This window comes from Tsukamurella sp. PLM1, assembly GCF_023168325.1.
Lineage (GTDB): Bacteria > Actinomycetota > Actinomycetes > Mycobacteriales > Mycobacteriaceae > Tsukamurella.
In genome coordinates this window covers 1379804-1399247 of the sequence record NZ_AP025688.1, presented here as the reverse complement: position 1 = coordinate 1399247, position 19444 = coordinate 1379804, and the positions used below count along the sequence as shown (strand labels likewise).

The 19444-nt window shown below is 72.0% G+C and carries 14 protein-coding genes and 4 pseudogenes; 12 read left to right on the top strand and 6 right to left on the bottom strand.

Annotation, left to right across the window (positions count from 1 at the left end; translation table 11 throughout):
* Positions 1-176: 176 nt before the first annotated feature.
* A complete protein-coding gene (locus MTP03_RS22640) occupies positions 177-620 on the top strand; it encodes a cation:proton antiporter (RefSeq protein ID WP_256465274.1) in 444 nt (147 codons plus the stop codon).
* Entirely contained in the window at positions 518-1162 is a 645-nt protein-coding gene (locus MTP03_RS07330) for a cation:proton antiporter (protein ID WP_256465273.1), read from the top strand. The genes MTP03_RS22640 and MTP03_RS07330 overlap by 103 nt, the downstream gene beginning before the upstream one ends.
* Here MTP03_RS07330 and MTP03_RS07325 read toward each other — a convergent pair.
* Together MTP03_RS07325 and car are read right to left on the bottom strand one after the other, a co-directional pair.
* Positions 1156-1701 carry a single-stranded DNA-binding protein gene (locus tag MTP03_RS07325; protein WP_248491408.1) on the bottom strand — a complete coding sequence of 182 codons (546 nt, stop codon included), beginning with the start codon at positions 1699-1701 and terminating at the stop codon, positions 1156-1158. The two genes, MTP03_RS07330 and MTP03_RS07325, sit on opposite strands and share 7 nt — an antisense overlap.
* Positions 1702-1845: 144 nt before the next feature.
* Positions 1846-5157, bottom strand: a complete 3312-nt coding sequence (gene car, locus MTP03_RS07320) for a carboxylic acid reductase (RefSeq protein ID WP_305852786.1) — start codon at positions 5155-5157, stop codon at positions 1846-1848.
* Positions 5158-5375: 218 nt separating this feature from the next.
* Between car and MTP03_RS07310 the strand changes: the two genes are divergently transcribed.
* The 4 genes and pseudogenes from MTP03_RS07310 (at position 5376) to MTP03_RS07295 (ending at position 9910) form a co-directional block, all read left to right on the top strand.
* Positions 5376-6494: an LLM class flavin-dependent oxidoreductase gene (locus MTP03_RS07310; protein ID WP_248492077.1), complete on the top strand. Its 1119-nt coding sequence runs from the start codon at positions 5376-5378 to the stop codon at positions 6492-6494.
* Positions 6495-6515: 21 nt separating this feature from the next.
* Positions 6516-7624 (top strand): annotated as a pseudogene (sfnG, locus tag MTP03_RS07305) (dimethylsulfone monooxygenase SfnG).
* Positions 7621-8831: pseudogene (locus tag MTP03_RS07300) on the top strand (SfnB family sulfur acquisition oxidoreductase). Before sfnG ends, MTP03_RS07300 begins: the two co-directional pseudogenes overlap by 4 nt.
* 54 nt (positions 8832-8885) lie before the next feature.
* Positions 8886-9910, top strand: a pseudogene (locus tag MTP03_RS07295) (Atu2307/SP_0267 family LLM class monooxygenase).
* Here the strand turns inward: MTP03_RS07295 and MTP03_RS07290 are convergent.
* Positions 9888-10544 carry a maleylpyruvate isomerase family mycothiol-dependent enzyme gene (locus MTP03_RS07290; protein WP_248491405.1) on the bottom strand — a complete coding sequence of 219 codons (657 nt, stop codon included), beginning with the start codon at positions 10542-10544 and terminating at the stop codon, positions 9888-9890. The pseudogene MTP03_RS07295 and the gene MTP03_RS07290 sit on opposite strands and share 23 nt — an antisense overlap.
* Before the next feature lie 85 nt (positions 10545-10629).
* On the opposite strand from MTP03_RS07290, the gene MTP03_RS07285 reads away from it, so the two are divergent.
* The 6 genes from MTP03_RS07285 to MTP03_RS07260 all read left to right on the top strand — a co-directional run bounded on the left by MTP03_RS07285 (position 10630) and on the right by MTP03_RS07260 (position 15838).
* Positions 10630-11037: a MarR family winged helix-turn-helix transcriptional regulator gene (locus MTP03_RS07285; protein ID WP_248492076.1), complete on the top strand. Its 408-nt coding sequence runs from the start codon at positions 10630-10632 to the stop codon at positions 11035-11037.
* Positions 11038-11153: 116 nt separating this feature from the next.
* A complete protein-coding gene (locus MTP03_RS07280) occupies positions 11154-11303 on the top strand; it encodes a hypothetical protein (RefSeq protein ID WP_248491404.1) in 150 nt (49 codons plus the stop codon).
* Positions 11300-13444, top strand: a complete 2145-nt coding sequence (locus tag MTP03_RS07275; protein ID WP_371820914.1) for an alpha/beta fold hydrolase — start codon at positions 11300-11302, stop codon at positions 13442-13444. The genes MTP03_RS07280 and MTP03_RS07275 overlap by 4 nt, the downstream gene beginning before the upstream one ends.
* Positions 13399-13620 (top strand): hypothetical protein, encoded by a 222-nt coding sequence (locus MTP03_RS07270; protein WP_248491403.1) that lies wholly within the window; start codon positions 13399-13401, stop codon positions 13618-13620. Before MTP03_RS07275 ends, MTP03_RS07270 begins: the two co-directional genes overlap by 46 nt.
* Positions 13617-14486: an ABC transporter permease gene (locus MTP03_RS07265; RefSeq protein WP_248491402.1), complete on the top strand. Its 870-nt coding sequence runs from the start codon at positions 13617-13619 to the stop codon at positions 14484-14486. The genes MTP03_RS07270 and MTP03_RS07265 overlap by 4 nt, the downstream gene beginning before the upstream one ends.
* A gap of 299 nt (positions 14487-14785) precedes the next feature.
* Entirely contained in the window at positions 14786-15838 is a 1053-nt protein-coding gene (locus tag MTP03_RS07260) for a Fic family protein (RefSeq protein WP_248491401.1), read from the top strand.
* 58 nt (positions 15839-15896) lie between these two features.
* Here MTP03_RS07260 and MTP03_RS07255 read toward each other — a convergent pair.
* From MTP03_RS07255 to MTP03_RS07245, 3 genes and pseudogenes are all read right to left on the bottom strand, one after another.
* Positions 15897-17097: pseudogene (locus tag MTP03_RS07255) on the bottom strand (prolyl oligopeptidase family serine peptidase).
* 54 nt (positions 17098-17151) lie between these two features.
* Entirely contained in the window at positions 17152-17811 is a 660-nt protein-coding gene (locus MTP03_RS07250; protein ID WP_248492075.1) for a response regulator, read from the bottom strand.
* On the bottom strand, positions 17801-19435 hold the full coding sequence (locus tag MTP03_RS07245) for a sensor histidine kinase (protein WP_248491400.1): 1635 nt from the start codon (positions 19433-19435) through the stop codon (positions 17801-17803). Before MTP03_RS07245 ends, MTP03_RS07250 begins: the two co-directional genes overlap by 11 nt.
* Positions 19436-19444 lie beyond the last annotated feature (9 nt).

The window sequence follows — 19444 nt, the reverse complement described above, 5'->3', positions numbered from 1 at the left end:
GCGCCCCTGGCGATGGTGCTGGCGGGCGGCGCCGTGGGGTTCGGAGCCCACGGCGCCATCGCCGAGGCCGTGAGCACCGGAGCGGCACAGCGGACGGCGGAGATCATTCTCGCGGTTCTACTGTTCGTGGACGCCACGGACGTGCGGGGTTCGCTACTGGGACGTCACCCCGGTTGGTGGCCCGGTCGCTGCTCATCGGCCTCCCGGTCGGCCTGGCCCTCTCGCTGTTCTTCGGATGGCTCCTGCTGCCGCACCTCGGCTGGCCGGTGCTGCTACTGATCGCCTGCGTGATCGCCCCCATCGACTTCGCCTCGGCACCGGCGCTCCTGCGCGACCGCCGGGTGCCCGCGCGGGTACGCGACATCCTGACGGTGGAGTCCGGCTACACCGACGGCCTGGTCACGCCCGTGTTCCTGTTCGCGCTGTACTGGGCGGGGCCGGGCGCGCGCGGGACGACGCCGCGCCCGCGCTGCTCGCCGCCGCCCCGCAGGCCGCGATCGCGTTCGCGGTCGGTGCGATTCTCGGTCTCGCGATCGCCACCGCCGTCGGTTACTGCGAACGCGCCGGCCTCCTCGCCGACGGTGCCGTGCGGCTCGTCGTGCTCGCGGCACCGCTCCTGACGTACGCGCTGGCAGTCGGGTTGGGCGGCAACGGGTTCGTGGCCGCGTTCGTGTGCGGCATCGTCTACCACTTGCGGCGCGGCTCCCGCACTGAACTGGACGTCGAGCTGACCGACGACGCGGGCTTCGTCCTCGCCGCAGGCATGTGGTTCGTGTTCGGCGCCGTGGCGATGGTGGGCCTGAGCGACGGCGTCGACTGGCGGATCGCTCTGTTCGTACTCGTCGCGCTGACCGTGGCACGGGTGATTCCGATCGGACTCGCGATGGCCGGCAGCGGCCTGCCCGCGCGTCAGGTGCTCGCGCTCGGGTGGTTGCGGCCGCGCGGCACCTCCACCATCGTGTTCGCCCTGATCGCGTTCAACACGCTGCCCGAGGGCACCGTCGCGAACCTGACGTTGACCGTCGCCGTGTTGGTCGTGCTCGGCAGCATCGTCCTGCACACCGTCGGCGTCCCCGTCACCATCGCCGGCCGCGACCGGCGAGCGCACCGTCGGGCAGCTGCCGAGAGAGCAACGACCGGGGACGCCTCGAGCGGTCAGTAGGCCGGCACCGGATCGGCGGGCAGGGCCTCGAACTCCGCGGCAGGCTCGTCGCCCGGCTCCGGCGCCGGGCCCGGCGGAACATCGGAGGCCGCGCCGAAGCCGGCGCCCCCGCCAGCCCCGTCCGGTCCGGCGCCGACGGCACCGTCGACCCCGGGGACCGGCGGCAGCACGCGGGTCTGCTCCTTGCCCACGTACTGGGCCGCGCACATCCGCAGGTTGAGACCGATGGCATCGGCCTTGAGGTCGAGCGAGCTGTGCTTGTGCCCGTCCGTGCCGTCGAAGGTCTCGTGCTTGAGCTCGCCGTGCACCATCACCGGGCGGCCCTTGGCGATCACGCCGCGCGCGTTGCGGGCCAGCGCGCCGAACGCCTTGACGTTGAGCCACACCGTGCTGGTCTGCCGCCAGCTCTCGCCCTCCCAGAACCCGTTGTTCGCGGCCATCGTGAAGCTCAGGAAGTCGTGCCGCGGGTCCTTGTCGGACTGGCGGTAGGTCAGATCGTTCGTGACATTGCCTGCGGCGAAAATGAACACTCCGGGCATGACGCCCCTCCTCGTCGAATCCGGTGCGGCCGGGAAATCCCGGTCGTCGGTGACGAGTGTGCGCCGCAGGCCCGCCCGGAGCGGCGTTCGAGGCGGGCCCTGTGGAGAAAACAAGTTACATACGCTTCGTTGTGGATGAACCGCTCAGCGGGGGCTGCGCGGCGCCAGCCATCCCGCATCCTCGAAGCCGTGCAGGTACTTCTCGATCAGCGCGCGGTCCAGGTGCGGGATGTCGCCGGGGCCCACGTTCTCGGCGCGCACGGCGGCCCGGAGCTCATCCGCCGTGAGGACCGACGCCGCGCCGGCCGGGGTGGGGTGCGCGAAAGAGTGCAGCAGGGGCAGCACCGAACGCTGGCGGTCCGCCTCGGGCAGGGCCTTCAGCGCCGCCTCGAACCGCGCGAGCCACTCGGCGTAATCGGCGATCCGTTCCACCGGGCGGTCCTGCGCGATCCAGTCGACGAACTGGTCCAGGCCCACGCCGTCGTCGTTGACGTTGAGCAGGTGGTAGGTGCGGAAGCCCTCGCGCCCGGCCGCGCCCAGCCGCACCACCGCCTCGGCGGTGAAGTCCACCGGGAGGCCGTCGTAGTGCGGGCGCCGTCCGGTGGCGTCGGGCACGTAGAAGGACGCGGGCGCGAGCCCGGTCTCCGCGATGCTCAGCAGCAGCCGGGTGAACTGGTCCACCGGGTTGTACTGGCCGCGGAACCGGCTGTGCGCCAGGATCATGTCGGAGCGGAACACGCGCACCGGCAGGTCGGCGAGGTCGGACGCCTCGCGCAGCAGCACCTCGCCCGCCCACTTGCTCACGGCGTAGCCGTTCGCGTACGCGTCGGCGCCGATGCGGCGCTGCGCGCCGTGCATGCGCACGTCGTCCGTCTCCGCCAGCACCCGGCCGTCGTCCTGCGGCACGACCGCGACGGTCGAGACGTAGTCGATAGACTTGCGCCGGGAGGTCAGCGCGAGCCGCACGATCTCGGCCGTGGCGGCCACGTTGGGGCCGAACAGCTGGTCGTAGGGCAGCACGTGATTGACCAGCGCGCCGCAGTGCACCACGTGATCGACCGCCTGCGCGAGGCGGTTCCACGTCGCGTCGTCGACGCCGAGCGCCGGGCCGCCGAAGTCACCCGGCACCACCTCGAGGTGCTTCGCCGCGAGCTGCGCGAACTCCTCGGTCAGGTCCGGATCGGCGGTACCGATCGCGTCGAACACGCGGCGCCGCGCGGCGCCGGCGTCGGCGCCGCGCACCAGCGCCACGACGGTGCCGCCGTTCGCCGCCACGCGGCGCAGCCAGTCCAGCAGCAGGAACCGCCCGAGGTACCCGGTGGCGCCGGTCAGCAGGACGGTGCGCGGCTCCCCCACCGGCGCGGGCAGGGTCGGCGCCGCGCGCAGCACGCCGTCGTCGAGGAAGCGGTCGAGGGTCAGGTCGGACGCCCTCGCGACGGTGGCGCCCGCGCCGTGGATCGACGCCGCGGTGGGCGCCGCGACGCCGCCGGTGCGGGCGTTCTCGATGTGCGTGACAACACCGCCGAGGGTGGCGGTGGGCCCGACGATGGCCTGGACCGGCACGGGCACGTCGTAGAGGTCCTCCAGAGTGGTGGCGAGGGTCAGCGCGGACAGCGAATCGCCGCCGAGCTCCCCGAACCGGGTCCCGGCGTCGAGGTCCTGTACGTCCACCCCCAACGTCAGCGCGGCCGCGGCGAGAACCGAATCCACCACGGGTGCCGTGGCGCTCAAGGTCCGCAGGCCGGCGCGATGCCGCTCGTCGGCAGCCGCGTACAGCGCGTCCAGCGCGTCGCCGTAGCGCGCCGTGAGCGCAGGCCGCACCAGCTTGCCGATCCCCGACCGCAGGCCGTTCTCCTGCGAGAAGGCCTCGCGCTCGATGATCACGTCGCGGGGCACCTCGTAACCGGCGAGCCCCTGCTCGCGCGCCACGGCGGCGAGCGCGTCGAGCACGCGGACCCGCGCCCCGTCGTCGGTCTCCCCGGCGGGGCCGGGCGCCGGCACCACGACGCCCAGCAGGTAGGCGCGCTCGCCGGTGCCGTACAGGAAGATCTGCCGCACCTGCGGGCTCGTGGAGTACGCCGCCTCGAGCTGCGCGATCGGCACGAACTCGCCCTGCGCCAGCTTGATCACGTTGCTGCGCCGGTCCACGTACTCGAGGCGGTCCGGTCCCAGCTCGGCCATCACGTCGCCGGTGCGGTAGTACCCCTCGTCGTCGAGGATCCGCTTGTCCGAACGGAAGTAGCCCGGAATCAACTGGTTCGTGCGCACCAGGAGTTCGCCGCGCGGGTGTGGGAGGTCGGTGGTGCGATAGCCCAGCTCCGGGACGTCGATCAGCTTGTAGTCCGTCACCGGCGGGCGGGCCACCACCCCGTCGACGATCACGCCGCCCGCCTCGGTGGAGCCGTACCCGATCCGGATGGCCACGCCCAGCAGCTGTTCCATGAACGCCTGCAGCTCCGCCGAGAGCGCGGCGCTGCCGCACATCGCCGCGGTGACCCTGCCGCCGAGCACCTCGTCGCGCAGGTGGGTCCGCGCAGCCTCCGCGCCGCTCTCTGCCTCCAGAGCGAGGAACCGCTGGTGGATCAGCTCGCACACGCGCGGCACGAGCGCCAGGGCGGTGGGGCGGGCGGCGCCGAGGTCGTCGAACAGGCTGGACATGTCCGCCGCGGAGGCGAAGTAGCCCGTGCCGCCGGCGGCGAGGCCGGCGATCAACCAGTTCCGGCCGTACATGTGGCTCATGGGCAGGTAGTGCAGGAGCGCGCGGGCGGGGATGTCCTCGTCGACGATGCTCTCCACCAGGTTCCACGCGTCGCGGACCAGCCGCTCGGTGTACATCGCGCCCTTGGGCGTGCCCGTGCTCCCCGAGGTGTAGATCAGCGTCACCAGGCGGTCCTCGCCCGGGGCGGCGATGTACGGCTCCGACGCCGGCAGGACCCGGCCGCGGTCGATCTCGGCATCCAGCGAGGCCCGCCCGGGGGCGGCACCGTCGAAGACGACGATGCGGGGCGCGGTGCCGGACTGCGCGACGGCGGCGTCGGCCAGCTCGAGTTCGGCGGCGCTGACGGCGAAGATCGCCGGCCGCGTCTCGGCGAGGATCGCGGCGATCCGCGACACGGGAGCCCCGGCCTGCAGCGGTACGTTCGGCGCCCCGAGCAGCGTGGTCGCGAGGTCGACGGCCACGAAGTCCGTGCTGGTGAAGCCCAGGATCGCGACGAAGTCGCCAGGGGCGAGCCCGTCGCGCCACGCCGCTGTCAGGGCGGTCACGCGCTCCCACACCTGCGCGTACGTCGTCTCCCGGTACGGGCCGACGGTCCGCCCTCGCGCTCGGCGAACGCCGGGCGGTCCGCGTACCGGGCGAACGTCTCGGCGATGGTCCGAGCCAGCGGGTCGGGCTCCTGCCCCGTACCGGCAGCGCCGGCGGCGTCCACGGCTTCGATCGACATCTCGACACCTCACTTCACTACGGAACTCTAACTAACACTCTTCCTCACTCTAACTACCGTTCGGTAACTTCGCATCTTCGACGCACCGCGATCGGAAATCTTCACCCCCGCCGGTTTCGGTGGTGGACTGGCGCCTCGACACCGTCAGACCGACGAAAGGCAGCCGTGAGCTCCGCGAACACCCTCCACCTGCATTGGTTCCTACCCACCTACGGGGACTCGCGGAACCTCATGGCCGGCGGACACGGCAGCTCCATGAGCGGCGACCGGCCCGCGAACCTGCACTACCTCAAGCAGCTCGCGCTGGCCGCTGAGTCCAACGAGTTCGAGGCGGTGCTCATCCCCACCGGACTCTGGTGCGAGGACGCCTGGCTCACCGCTGCCCTGCTCGCGGAATCGACCAGCACCCTCAAGTTCCTGGTCGCGCTGCGCCCGGGGCTGGTGAGCCCGCTGCTCTCGGCGCAGATGGCGAGCACTCTGCAGTGGCAGTCCGGCGGCCGCGTCCTGCTCAACGTGGTCACGGGCGGCGAATCCTCGGAGCAGCGCGCCTTCGGCGACACGCTCAGCAAGGATGAGCGCTACGAGCGCTGCGGCGAGTTCCTCGACATCACCCGCACGCTGTGGACCTCGTCCGAGCCGGTCACCGTGCACGGTAAGCACCTGAGCACCGAAGGGGCCGTCCTCGCCCGCCGCCCCGCCCCCGCGCCCCCGGTCTTCTTCGGCGGCAGCTCGCCCGCGGCGGGCGACGTGGCAGCGAAGTACGCCGACACGTACCTCACCTGGGGTGAGCCGCCAGCGCAGGTGAAGAAGAAGCTGGACTGGATCCGCGGCCTCGCGGCGACCCAGGGCCGCGAACTGACGTACGGCATTCGGCTGCACGTGATCTCGCGCGACACGTCGGAGGAGGCGTGGGCCGAGGCGAACCGCCTGCTGGCCAATCTCGACCCGGCGGCCGTCCGCGCGGCGCAGGCCAATCTGGCCCGGAGCGAGTCCGAGGGCCAGCGCCTGATGCGCGAACTGCACGGTGGCGGCGCCGCTTTCGACGAGGCCGCGGACGCCCGCAGCCTGCAGGTGTACCCCGGGCTGTGGACCGGCGTGGGCCTGGTCCGCGGCGGCGCGGGCACCGCCCTCGTGGGCTCGCACGACGAGGTCGCCGATCTCATCGCCGAATACGCGGCACTCGGCCTCGACCACTTCATCCTCTCGGGCTATCCGCACCTGGAGGAGGCCTACCACTTCGGCGAGGGCGTCCGACCCCGCCTGGCTGCGCGCGGCCTGCTCGCGGGCGGCGGCGCACCGTCGGAGCCCGTCCGCGGCGCCTTCCTGCCCGACCTCTCCCCCACCTCCTAGCCGCACAGAAGGACTGCACGGATGACGACCGAGAAGATCGCCGACCAGATCACGTTCGCCTACTGGGTGCCCAACGTCTCGGGCGGCCTCGTGACCAGCGACATCGAACAGCGCACCAGTTGGGACTTCGAGTACAACAAGAAGCTGGCCCAGACCGCCGAGCGAGTGGGCTTCGAGTACGCCCTCTCGCAGGTGCGGTACATGGCCAGCTACGGCGCCGAATACCAGCACGAGTCCACCTCGTTCAGCCTCGCGCTACTCGGCGCGACGGAGAAGCTCAAGGTGATCGCCGCCGTGCACCCTGGGCTGTGGCATCCCGCCGTCCTCGCGAAGTTCGGCGCCACCGCCGACCACCTCTCGAACGGCCGGTTCGCGATCAACGTGGTCTCCGGCTGGTTCGCGGGCGAGTTCAAGGCGCTCGGCGAGCCCTGGCTCGAGCACGACGAGCGGTACCGCCGCAGCGCAGAGTTCCTCGAAGTGATCCGGAAGATCTGGACCGAGGACAACGTCGATTTCGGCGGCGACTTCTACCGGATCCGCGACTTCACCCTCAAACCCAAGCCGCTCAACACGCCGGAGCGCCCCAACCCGGAGCTGTTCCAGGGCGGCAACTCGTCCGCCGCACGCGTCAACGGCGGCAAGTACGCCGACTGGTACTTCTCCAACGGCAAGGACTTCGACGGCGTCACGGACCAGCTCGACGACCTGCGCCGCGTAGCTCGGGAGGCGCAGCGCGAGGTGAAGTTCGGCCTCAACGGCTTCATCATCGCCCGCGACACCGAGTCCGAGGCGCGGGACACCCTGCGCGAGATCGTGGAGAAGGCGAACAAGCCCGCCGTCGAGGGCTTCCGGGATGCCGTGCAGCAGGCGGGCAAGTCCACCAGCGACGGCCGCGGTATGTGGGCGGACTCGTCCTTCGAGGACCTCGTCCAGTACAACGACGGCTTCCGCACGCAGCTGATCGGCACGCCGGAGCAGGTGGCGGAGCGGATCGTCGCATACAAGGAGCTGGGCGTCGACCTGATCCTGGGCGGCTTCCTGCACTTCCAGGAGGAGATCGAGTACTTCGGCGAGAAGGTGCTGCCCTGGTCCGCGAGATCGAGGCGAGCCGCTCCGGGGCGCTGGTGTGACCCTCGCGTCCGCAACCGATGCGCGGCCCGCCGCGGCGATCGACTCCGCCGAGGCCGCCGTCGACACGGCGCGGGAACTCGCGGCGCGTTTCGCCGACGGTGCCGCGGAGCGGGACCGGGAGCGGCGCCTGCCGCACGCCGAGGTCGAATACCTCTCCGACGCCGGGCTGTTCGCGCTGACGGTGCCTGCCCGCTTCGGCGGGCCGGACCTGCCGCCGTCCGTCGTCGCCGAGGTCTTCCGCACCCTCGCGACCGCCGACGGTTCGCTCGCGCAGATCCCGCACAGCCACTACGTGTACCTCACCGCCCTGCGCCTGGCTGGTTCGGAGGCGCTGCAGCGCAAGATCTTCGAGCAGGTGCTCGACGGGGCGCGGATCGCGAACGCGCAGTCCGAGAAGCGCGGCAGGACGGTCGCCGATGTGGCGACCACGCTGACGCGCACTCCCGACGGCGCGCACCTCGACGGCGAGAAGTTCTACTGCACGGGTTCGCCCTACGCACACCTCCTCGCCGTGCTCGCCCGCGACGCGGACTCCGACGAGCAGGTCGTCGCCTTCGTCCCCGCGGACACCCCCGGCATCGCCATCGCCGACGATTGGAACGGCCTGGGCCAACGCACGACCGGCAGCGGCACTGTCCGCTTCGACGACGTCGCAGTCCCGCTCGACGCGATTCTGCCCCGCACCCCGCGGTCTCCGAGCCCACCGGCTACGGAGCCTTCGCGCAGCTGCTGCACGTGGCGATCGACGCGGGCGTGGCCCGCGGCGCGCTCGAGGCCGCGGCCGACTTCGTTCGCACCAGGTCGCGGCCCTGGTTCGAGGCCGGCGTGGACCGGGCGCAGGACGACCCGCTCACCGTCCAGCGGTTCGGCGAGCTGACGGTGACGGTTCGGGCCGCGGAGGCGGCACTGTCCGTCGCGGCGCGGGCCGTGGACGCCGTGTTCGCGACGCCGGGACCGGACGCCGCGGCGGAGGCCTCCCTCGCCGTCGCCACCGCGAAAGTGCTCGCGGACCGCGCCGCCGTCGAGGTGCCGTCGGCGCTGTTCGAGGTGAGTGGCACGCGGAGCGCCGCGGGCGATGCGGGCCTGGATCGGTACTGGCGCGACGCGCGCACTCACACGCTGCACGATCCGGTGCGGTACAAGGTCCGCCACCTGGGCCGGTTCACGCTCAACGAGGAGCGGCCGCCGCTGCACGGCGTCGTCTGAGTCACCGGAAACAAATTCGGACCTGAGTCCGTTTATATCGGTACTATGACTGACATGACGATTCCCGAGTTCGGCGTGGACACGTTCGGCGGTGTCACCAAGGACGCGCAGGGCGAGCCGCTGCCCCATCCGCAGGTGATCCGCGACCTGGTTGACGAGGCCGTCGCGGCCGACCGTGCGGGCCTGGACTTCTTCGGCGTCGGCGAGCATCACCGCGCGGACTACGCGGTCTCGAGCCCGGAGATGGTGCTCGCGGCGGTCGCCTCGCGCACCGAGTCGATCCGCCTCGGGTCGACGGTGACGGTGCTCAGTTCCGACGATCCGGTGCGGGTGTTCGAGCGCTTCGCGACGCTGGACGCGGTCTCCGACGGCCGCGCCGAGATCGTCGCCGGCCGCGGCTCGTTCACCGAGTCGTTCCCGCTGTTCGGCTACGACCTGGCCGACTACGAGGTGCTGTTCGAGGAGAAACTGGCGCTGCTCGCGGCCCTGCTCACGGAGGAGCCGGTCACCTGGTCGGGCAGCACCCGGGCGCCCCTGTCGGAGCAGCGGGTGTACCCGACCACGGCCAACGGGATCCGCGCCTGGGTGGGCGTGGGCGGCAGCCCGGAATCGGTCGTCCGCACCGCCCGGTACGGCTTCGGCCTGTTTCTCGCGATCATCGGCGGCCCGGCAGATCGGTTCGCCGCCTACACCGACCTGTTCCGACGGGCCGAGAACGAATTCGGCGGTTCCCCGCAGCCGATCGCAGTCCACTCCCCGGCCTCGTCGCCGAGACCGACGAGCAGGCCCGCGAGCTGGCCCACGACGGCTGGATGCGGATGCGGCAGCGCATGGTCTCCGAACGCGGCTGGCCGCCGCCGAGCGTCGGCGACTTCGAGCGTGAGGTCGAGACCGGCTCGCTGTACCTCGGCTCGCCGGAGACGGTGGCGCGACGGATCGCCGCGACGGTGCGCACGCTCGGGGTCGACCGGTTCGACCTGAAGTACGACCAGCCGGTGACCCACGCGGACCTGATGCGCTCGATCACCCTGTACGGCGAGCAGGTGGTCCCCCTCGTCAAGGACATGCTGAGCGACTGACGCCGAGCCGTTCCGCGGCGACGGGGACGCCGGCACCGTCGAGCCCGGAGAGGCCCGCGGGCCTGCCCGACAGCACCAGCAGGAGGTCGGCGACGGGGCCGCGGACGAGCGGCCCCTCGCCCGCGGACCACTCGGCGTCGGACGCCTCGAAGCGCAGCCCCGCGAAGCGCTTGCGGGCGCCGAACAGGAACCCGACCCGCCAGATGCGGTCCGCGCCTTGCGCCGCGGCGTCCACGTCCAGCGGCAGGCGCAGCCCCAGCGGGCGGGCGATGTCCTGCGCGTGGATCTGGGTGTCGAACAGGATGTTCCGCCAGTTGGTCAGCTTCGGCAGCGAAGTGCTGGTCGCCTCCGCTCGCAGCATCGCCGCCGAGCGGATGCCGTACTCCGCGGCCGCCTCCCGCGTGAGCAGGTCGATCATGCCGTGCAGGCGCCCGCGGGCCCGCACCGCCGCGGACAGCGTGGCGCGCGCCGAGGCCGGCCGCAGCACCGCTGCGAGATGACCGGCCACGTCGGTCACCGTCCAGCCGGCGCACAGCGACGGCACCGCCCACTGCTCCGGCGTCAGCCCGTCGAGCAGGTCCGCGATGGCGATGCGCTGCGCGGCGATCACCCGCCACGCCCGCTGTTCGTCCATGACGACCTCCCAATCAGTCAGAGTATCTGACCAATATTAGTCAGCCTCTTGTACCATCGCAAGGGTGGAGATCGGAACCGGGGTCATGCTGTTCGTCGCGTACCGCGCGATCGAGAACCGCGCCATGGACGCGACCCGCGCGGCGGGTTTCACGGACATCACGCTCGCGCAGGCGCGGATCGGCCAGCGCATCGGCCCCGACGGTACGCGGCTCACGGATCTCGCCGAACAGGCGCAGGTGACCAAGCAGACCGCCGGCTTCCTCGTCGACCAACTCGAGCGCGCGGGCTACGTCGAACGCGTCCCCGACCCGACGGACGGACGCGCGCGCCTCGTCCGACTCGCCCCGCGGGGAGCCGAAGCCGCTGCCGCCGCCGATGCCGAGGTGGCCCGCGTGGAACGCGAATGGGAGGACTACCTGGGCGCCGACGCCTACCGGCAGATGCGCGCCGCCCTGGTGAAACTGCGCGAGATCACCGATCCGTATCGCTGAACACGGTCGTCGCGCCCGCCGGCGCGGCAGGAGTCAGAGCCGGGTCGCGACGAGTCGTCCGCCCAGGCGAACCGCTCGCCCGGCCGAACCGTGCGATTCGCACATATCCTGGGCGGGTGCCCCTACCTCGCCTGCGCGGAACCCCGCGCCGCCCCGTCCTGATCGGCGCGGCGCTCGCCGCGGTGGTGATCGTGCTCGCCGCCTTCGCGGCCTGGGCCTCGCCGGGCGCGACGGCGCACCGTCGGTCCAGCACACCGACCAGATGATCGACGGGGCCGGGGTACGCCTGGACACCTCGTTCTTCCGGCCCGACGGTGCCGGGCCCGCCCCAGCGGTGCTCCTCGCGCACGGCTTCGGCGGATCGAAGGACGACGTGCGCGCCGAGGCGGAACAGCTGGCCCGGGCCGGCTACGCGGTGCTCAGCTACACGGCGCGCGGCTTCGGCGAGTCGACCGGCCTGATCGGGCTCGACTCCCCCGACGCCGAGGTCGCGGACGCCCGCAGGCTGCTCGACTGGCTGTCGGGCCGCCCGGAGGTGCGGCAGGACGCGCCGGGCGATCCGCGGGTCGGCGTCGCGGGCGGCAGCTACGGCGGCGCACTCGCGCTCCTGCTCGCCGGGCACGACCGGCGCGTGGACGCGATCGCTCCGCGCATCGCGTACTGGGATCTGGAGCAGGCCCTGTTCCCCGGCGGCGTCTACAAGAAGCAGTGGGCGGGGATCCTGTTCACGATGGGCGGCGGATGCGCCCGCTTCGAGCTCGCGGTGTGCGAGATGTACACGCGCGTCGCACAGGGCGGCGCCCTCACCGACGGTGACCGCGCGCTGCTCGCGGCTCGCAGCCCCGCGAGCGTCGGCGCGCAGATCCGGGTCCCCACCTACCTCGCACAGGGCGAGCTCGACTCGCTGTTCCCGTTGGCGCACGCCGACCGCGCGGCCGAGAGGATCGCCGCCAACGGCGCGCCCGTCGCGGTCGACTGGATCGCCGCCGGTCACGACGGCGGGAACCAGGAAGATCCGCGCGTGGACGCCCGGACCCTGGACTGGTTCGACCGGTACCTCAAGGGGGACGACGGTGCCGCCGCCGTTCCGGCGTTCCAGGTGTCGCGGTCGGGCGGGATCGACCGCGAGACCGGTGAACGGACGGTGCGCTCCGCCACCGCGGACGCGTACCCGGGGCTCGGCGGGGCGGTCACGCGCACCGTCGAGCTCGAGGGCGGGCCGCGGCTCGCCGAGAACCCGCCGGGCGGCGCGCCGCCGTCGATCTCCGGGGTCCCCGGGCTGGGCGCCGTCGGTTCGACTGCGGCCCTGCTCGGTTCGGGCGGCCTCTCGCGCGATCTGCCCTCGCAGTCGGCGGTCTTCGAGTCGGCGCCCCTGACCGAGGACGTCACCGTGACCGGCAGCCCCACGGTGCCGATCACGGTCGAATCGTCGGCACCCGACGCGGTGCTGTTCGCGAAGCTGTACGACGTGGGCCCGGACGGCGCGCCGGTCCTCCCGCAGCAGCTCGCGGCGCCCGTCCGGATCCCGCTGACCGGGGGCCGGGCCGACACCACCGTGCGACTACCGGCCATCGACCACGAGTTCGACGCGGGGCACCGCCTGCGCGTCGTGCTGTCCACCACGGACCTCGGCTACCTCTCGCCGGCGGCGCCGACGACCTACAAGGTGACCGCGACGGGCCCGCTCACCGTCCCCGAGGTTCCGGGCCTCACGACGGCACCCCGCCCCCTTCCCACGTGGGTGTGGGTCCTGCCGGTCGTCGCCGTGGCCGTAGCGGCCGCGCTCCTGACGCTGCGGCGGCAGGGCGTCATCGGAACCGCGGACCCGAAGCCGGATCCCGCGCTCGCCGACGTGGCGCTGCAGGTCACCGGCCTGTCGAAGAAGTACGCCGGCGGCGACGGCTACAGCGTCCAGGACGTGACGTTCCGCGTGGAGCGCGGGCAGGTGCTGGGCCTGCTCGGCCCCAACGGCGCGGGCAAGACGACCACGCTCCGCATGCTGATGGGCCTGATCACCCCTGACGAGGGCGACATCCGAGTGTTCGGGCACGAGATCGAGCCCGAGCACCGGTGCTCTCGCGGGTGGGAGCGTTCGTCGAGGGGTCCGGGTTCCTACCGCACCTGTCGGGGCGCGCCAACCTGGACCTGTACTGGCGCGCCACGGGGCGGCCCGCCGAGGACGCCCACGTCGACGACGCCCTCGCCATCGCAGATCTCGGCGCCGCCATCGAGCGGCCCGTACGCACCTACTCGCAGGGCATGCGGCAACGGCTCGCGATCGCACAGGCGATGCTCGGACAGCCCGATGTGCTGGTACTCGATGAGCCGACCAACGGGCTCGACCCGTCGCAGATCCGCGAGATGCGCGACGCGATCGTCCGCTACGGCGCCACCGGGCGGACGGTGATCGTCTCCAGCCACCTGCTCGCCGAGGTCGAGCAGACCTGCACTCACGTGGTGGTGCTGCGCCGCGGGCGGCTGATCGCGGCGGGCACCGTCGAAGACATCATCCGGGGCGACGGCAGCGCCGGATCCCGGAGCCTCGAGGACGCGTTCCTGCAGCTGACGGGAGACGGGGCATGACCGCATCCGTGACCGAGAACGACGGTGCCGCACCCGGTTACGCCTCCGGCCGCACGCTGACGGTGCGCGTCGAGCTGGCGCGGCAACTACGCCGGCGCCGCACCCTCGTGATGGCGGCGCTGCTCGCGGCGCTGCCGATCGTGCTGATCGTGGCGCTCGCGGTGGGGAGCGATGACTCCGACCGCGGCAGTGGGCGACCGTCCATGTTCGACGTCGCCACCGCGTCGGGGCTGAACCTCACCGCGACGGTGTTGATCGCGGGTACCGGCTTCCTGCTGGTGATCCCCGTGGCGCTGTTCTTCGGCGACGCGGTGGCGTCCGAGGCCGACTGGTCGTCGCTGCGCTACCTGCTGGCCGCGCCCGTCCCTCGGACTCGGCTGCTGATCACCAAATCGGTCGTGGCCCTGGTCCTCTCGGTGGCGGCGATCGGGCTGCTGGTGGCGGTCGCGCTGCTCGCGGGCACCCTCGCCTACGGCTGGGGCCCGCTGCAGTCCCCGGCCGGGGCACCGCTCGCCGCGGGCGACGCGCTGTGGCGGCTGCTGCTGGCCGCCGCGTTCATCATCGTCTCCGAGCTCGCGACGGCGGGCTTCGCGCTGTGGCTCTCCACGCGCACCGACGCGCCGCTCGCCGCGGTCGGCGGGGCCGTGGGGCTCACCGTGATCGGCAGCGTGCTCGACCAGGTGACGGCACTCGGCGGCCTGCGCTCCGCCCTGCCCGCGCACTGGCAGTACGCGTGGACCGACCTGCTGCAGCCCGGCATCGAGTGGTCGGCGATGGCCCAGGGCGCGTCGCTGTCCGTGAGCATCGCCGTCGTCTTCTTCGCCCTCGCCGTCCGCGGCTTCCGCACCAAGGACATCGTCAGCTGACATCTGGACGACACCCTTCGCCGCTCTTATTGTCAAAATTGAGAGAATCTTCCATTTAAGTGCCCTGCGCGACGTGGCATACTTGTCCAACAGCCCCATCTTTGCCACTAGCGAGAGGGTGAATCGTGGCCTATCGCACGCTCAAATCGGTCTTTCACCAACGCGACATCTCTGGAGCGGATGCCGAGGAGGCGTCGCGGAGGGCTTCGCCCGCTGCGCTCTCGTGGGAGTTCCGTATCGGTGAACACTCGCTGTTCTGCTTGACGACGCCACGAATCACAGCGTTGACCGAGCGAATCATGGTGCTCGATGCACGCGTGGCGGAGACCTGGGCCGAACTCCTCCCGGTCGCCCGGAATCACTACTTCTCGTCGATGATCATCGAGGAGATCCAGGCGACCAACGAGATCGAGAACGTCCACTCGACGCGCCGCGAAATCGCCGATGCCCTGGAGTCGCTGACGGATGAGCCGACGGGCGATCGCCGCTTCCGGGAGATGGTCCGCTTGTACGCCGCGCTGGGCGACCGCAGCGTGTCCGCACCGGGCACCCTCGATGATGTCCGCGACCTGTACGACGCCGTCACGCGAGGCGAGGTCGCCCCGGGCGATGCGCCGGACGGGGCACGGTTCCGTGCAGACATCGTCAGGATCACCTCGGGGCAGAAGGTCGTCCACACGGGTGTGGTGCCCGAGGCCGCGATCGACGCAGGGCTGACCGTCATGCTCGCCCAGCGCAGCGACGAGGACATCCCCCACCTGATCCGAGCGGCGATCGCGCACCTGATCTTCGAGGTCGTTCACCCCTTCTACGACGGCAACGGCAGAACCGGCCGCTTCCTGCTGGCACTCGACCTCGCCGAGCGGCTCTCGCCGATCTCGTGGTTCGCGTTGTCAGCGACCATTTTCGATAACCGCGACCGGTACTACCAGGCGTTCGCCGATGTCGAGCATCCGCTGAACCGCGCCGATGCGACGCCCTTCGTCGAGACCATGCTGGAGATCGTCGCGGAGTCATTGCATCGCGCCATGACCGATCTCACCGACCGGAGGGCCGCGCTCGATGCGCTGACCGATGCCGTGCGCGAGATCGCGCCGGCCCGCGTACCCGTCGACGACGACCACCGGGGAATCCTGCATGCGCTCGGACAGGTGGCTCTGTTCGGATTCACCGGCGCCGTCACGCTCGAAGAGCTCACGGATGCCGGACCTCGTTCCAAGCGCACCGTCAGGACGAAGACGCAGATCCTCGTCGATGCGGGACTCGTCGAGATCGTGTCCCTACGACCGTTGCGGTTCCGACTGAGCACTGCGGGACGAGAACTGTGCGCGATCGACGGCGAAACGGCGTGATCCCGCTCGCCGGCCCGCCACAGCACGAACAGACGCTCGAGCGCCGCACAGGTCTTCCCTACCGGGCGAAGACGCGGGCCAGGAACGGCGTCGAGTCCTTCATGGATTCGAGGACCGCGCCGCTGTGGTCGGCATCCGGGTACTGGTGCAGTTCGACGGTGGCGCCGCCCTTGCGCAGCGCGGCGGCCAGGGCGATCGAGGACTGCACCGGCACGTCCTTGTCCTTGAGCCCGACGCCGAGGAACACGGGCCGGTCGTACCCGGTGGTCGGCGTGCCCATGTACTCGTCCAGGGCGGCACCGCTGCCGGGCAACGTGGACAGGTCGCGGGAGAAGAAGCCGGATGGGTCGGCGCCCGTGAGCGATTCGCTGAGCTGCGCGTAGCACTGCACCTCGGCCTTCGCGGCCGCCGCCTTACCGGCCGGGGTCAGCACGGAGTTCACGTCGAGCTGCGGCTCCGCCTCGCGGAACGCGGCCACGATGTACGCGGTGTAGGCCGTGGCGGCCGAACTCAGCCCGCCGGGAAGCTTCATCGACGGACCCGCCTTCTTGACGATCTCCTCGATCCGGAACGGCGTGCCCGTCGACACCACACCGCGGTAGTCGAGGCCGCTGCCGGCGCTGAACGCGGTGGCGTGGCGCGCACTGTTCACCGCGGCCGCGCCGCCCTGCGACTGCCCGACGATCGCCCACTTCTTCGCCAGCGGCAGCGATCGGTCGCCGTGCGCCGCGACCACCGAATCGACCACGTTGTGCGCCGTGGACACGCTGTTGAGATAGCTCATCAGGCCGGGCGTGCCGAGGCCCGCGTAGTCCGACGCGACGATCGCGTAGCCCTGCGCCAACCAGTGCCCGAGGTACTCCCGGTCCCGCGCGGAGCGGGGTTCGCCGATGGGGCGCAGTCGTCCCCCAGCCCGACGGTGCCGTGGGCCCACGCGATCACCGGCCACCCGCCCGCCGGGGCGGTCCCCTTCGGGAGGAAGACCGCGCCCGTGCTCGTCGCCGGCTTACCGTGCTGATCGGTGGTCGAGTAGAGCACCCGCTTCGCCGTTCCCGCTCCGGGCAGCGACAGCCCGGCCGCGAGCGGGACAGACTTGATCAGCTTCCGCCGCGCGCGGGCACCGGGCCCGCGTAGTGGGCGGCGTCGAGCCCGGACGTATCCGGTGCGGCGCCCGCGGGCGCGATCGACACGGGCGCCGCGGCCACCGCGAGCGCCGAGAACAGGGCCAATCCGGACGAGACGAAATGCCGCTTATGCATGCGAACGATCGTAGATCCCGACGACGCGGCCGGGGCCGCTTCGGCGCGCGCCGCTCACGCCAGCGCGTACAACTGCCGCGGCCGCCCCGTGGTGCCGTACTGCAGCGCCATCGTCAGCGTGCCTTCGCGGACCAGTTCCGCGAGGTAGCGCCGCGCGGTCGCCGGCGATACGCCGACCTCGGAGGCGATGTCGTCGGCGAGCAGCGCGGCGTCGGCGGCCCGCAGCGCCTCGACGATCCGCTTCTCCGTCACCGAGCCGCCGTCGTCCCGCCGCGCCGGCGCGCGGTCCGTGCGCAGGACCGACGCGGCGGCGTCGACCTGCTCCTGCGTCACCTGGGCGCCATCGAGGATACGGCGGTAAGCCGTGTACGCGGCGAGCCGGCGCGCCAGCTCCGTCGCCGGGAAGGGTTTGATCAGGTACTGCAGCGCGCCGGCGGCGAATCCCGCTCGCACGCTGGCGGAATCGTCGGCGGCGCCCAGAATGAAGCAGTCGCACCGCGCCCCGCGCACGAAGTCGATGCCGGAACCGTCCGGAAGGTACACGTCCACCAGCGCGAGATCGACGCGCTCGCGGTCGAGGACGGTACGGGCCTCGGACAGCGTCCGCGCCGACCCGACGGTGGCCAGCCCGACCATCGCGTCCACGATCTTCGCGTGCATCGCCGCAACTCGGAAATCGTCGTCCACGACCAGGATTCGCAGGTCACGCGGCATCGTCACGCACCCCTTCGGGAAGTGTCGCCATCACCGTGGTCGGGTCGGGCGCGGCCGGCCCGCCCCGCGCGACGACGGTGACCTCTCCCCCGTGGCCACGGGCCACCTGGCGGGCGATCGCGAGGCCGAGTCCGCGGCCGCCGGGCACCGTCGGATCGGTGCGGGTGGTCACGCCCTCGGCGAACGGGTCGTCGACCGCGAAGCCGGGCCCGCTGTCGGAGACGATGATCGCCAGATCGTCCCCGTCGCGCAGCACGTCGAGCTCGACCTCGCGGGGCTCGGCGCCGTCGGCCGCGGCGTCGATGGCGTTGTCCAGCAGGTTCCCCACCAGCGTCGTGGTGTCGACGGGGTGGGTGAGCACGCCGACGAGCGCGGTGTCGCCGCCGATCCGCAGGGTGACGCCCTTCTCCCGGGCCCGGGCGGCCTTCGCCGAGACGAACGCGTTCAGGTGCGGTTCGTCCAGCCGGTCGAGGCCGGAGACGGGCAACACCCCCGGCCGGCCGGCGATCTCGTCGAGGTACGCCAGCGCCTCGTCGGTGCGGCCGTCGCGCAGCAGGCCGGCGACCACGTGCACCCGGTTCGCGGACTCGTGCCGCTGCGCGCGCAGCGCGGAACTCATCGCCTGCACGGAGTCGAGCTCGCGGGTCAGGGCCTCGACGTCGGTGCGGTCGACCGCGGTGAGAACGGTGCCGAGATCGGTGTCGCCGCGGTGCACCCGCCGCGAGGCCACCAGGACGACGCGTTCGTTCACCGCCGCCGCGACCGGTACCTCGGTGGGGGTGGCGACGACGCCCGCGACACGATCCGTGAGGCCCAGCTCCGCGAGCGGGGTACCCGGTTCGGCCGTGACGCCCAGCAGCTCCCGGGCCCGGTCGTTGATCACCCGGGCGACTCCCTGCGCGTCGATCGCGATCACGCCCTCGGAACCGGAGTGCAGCACGGCGTTCTGCTCGCGGATGAGCTCCGCCATCTCCTCGGGCTCGAGGCCGAGCGTGAGGCGCCGCCACCGTCGGGCGAGGAGCCCGGACCCGACGACGCCGACGGCGAGCGCCAACGCGGCCAGGCCCGCGAGGAGCAGCAGGGTACGCCGGGCGGCTTCCGCGACCGTCTCGGTGGAGATGCCCACGCTGACCAGGCCGACGACGCTACCGTCGTTCCCGAGGATCGGAGCCTTCGCGCGCACGGAATCACCGAGAGTCCCACGCTGTTGCGCGACTTCGACATCGCCGCCGAGTGCGGTGGACGGGTCGGTGCTCAGCGGCGCGCCGAGCAGGGACGGATCGGGGTGGGCGATCCGGTAACCCGCGTCGTCGGCGATGACCACGAACAGGACCCCGGTGCGTTGTGCGATGGCCGAGGCTTGGCGCTGGAGCGCCGCGCCGGCGAGTTCCTGCCGGGTCGCCGCGTGCCCGGCGCGCCGGGCCGCGGACTGGGCCGCGGCGCCGGCGCGGACGTCGGTGTCGGAGGCGACGGTCTCGGCGATCGCCACTGCCCGTTCGCCGTACTCGGCGCGGGTCTCGCCGTCCACGCGGTGCAGCACGATACCGAATCCGGCGACCAGGCTGACGATGATGATCACCACCTGGAGCAGGAGGATCTGCGTGCGCAGCCTGATCCTGGGCATCGCCACAGC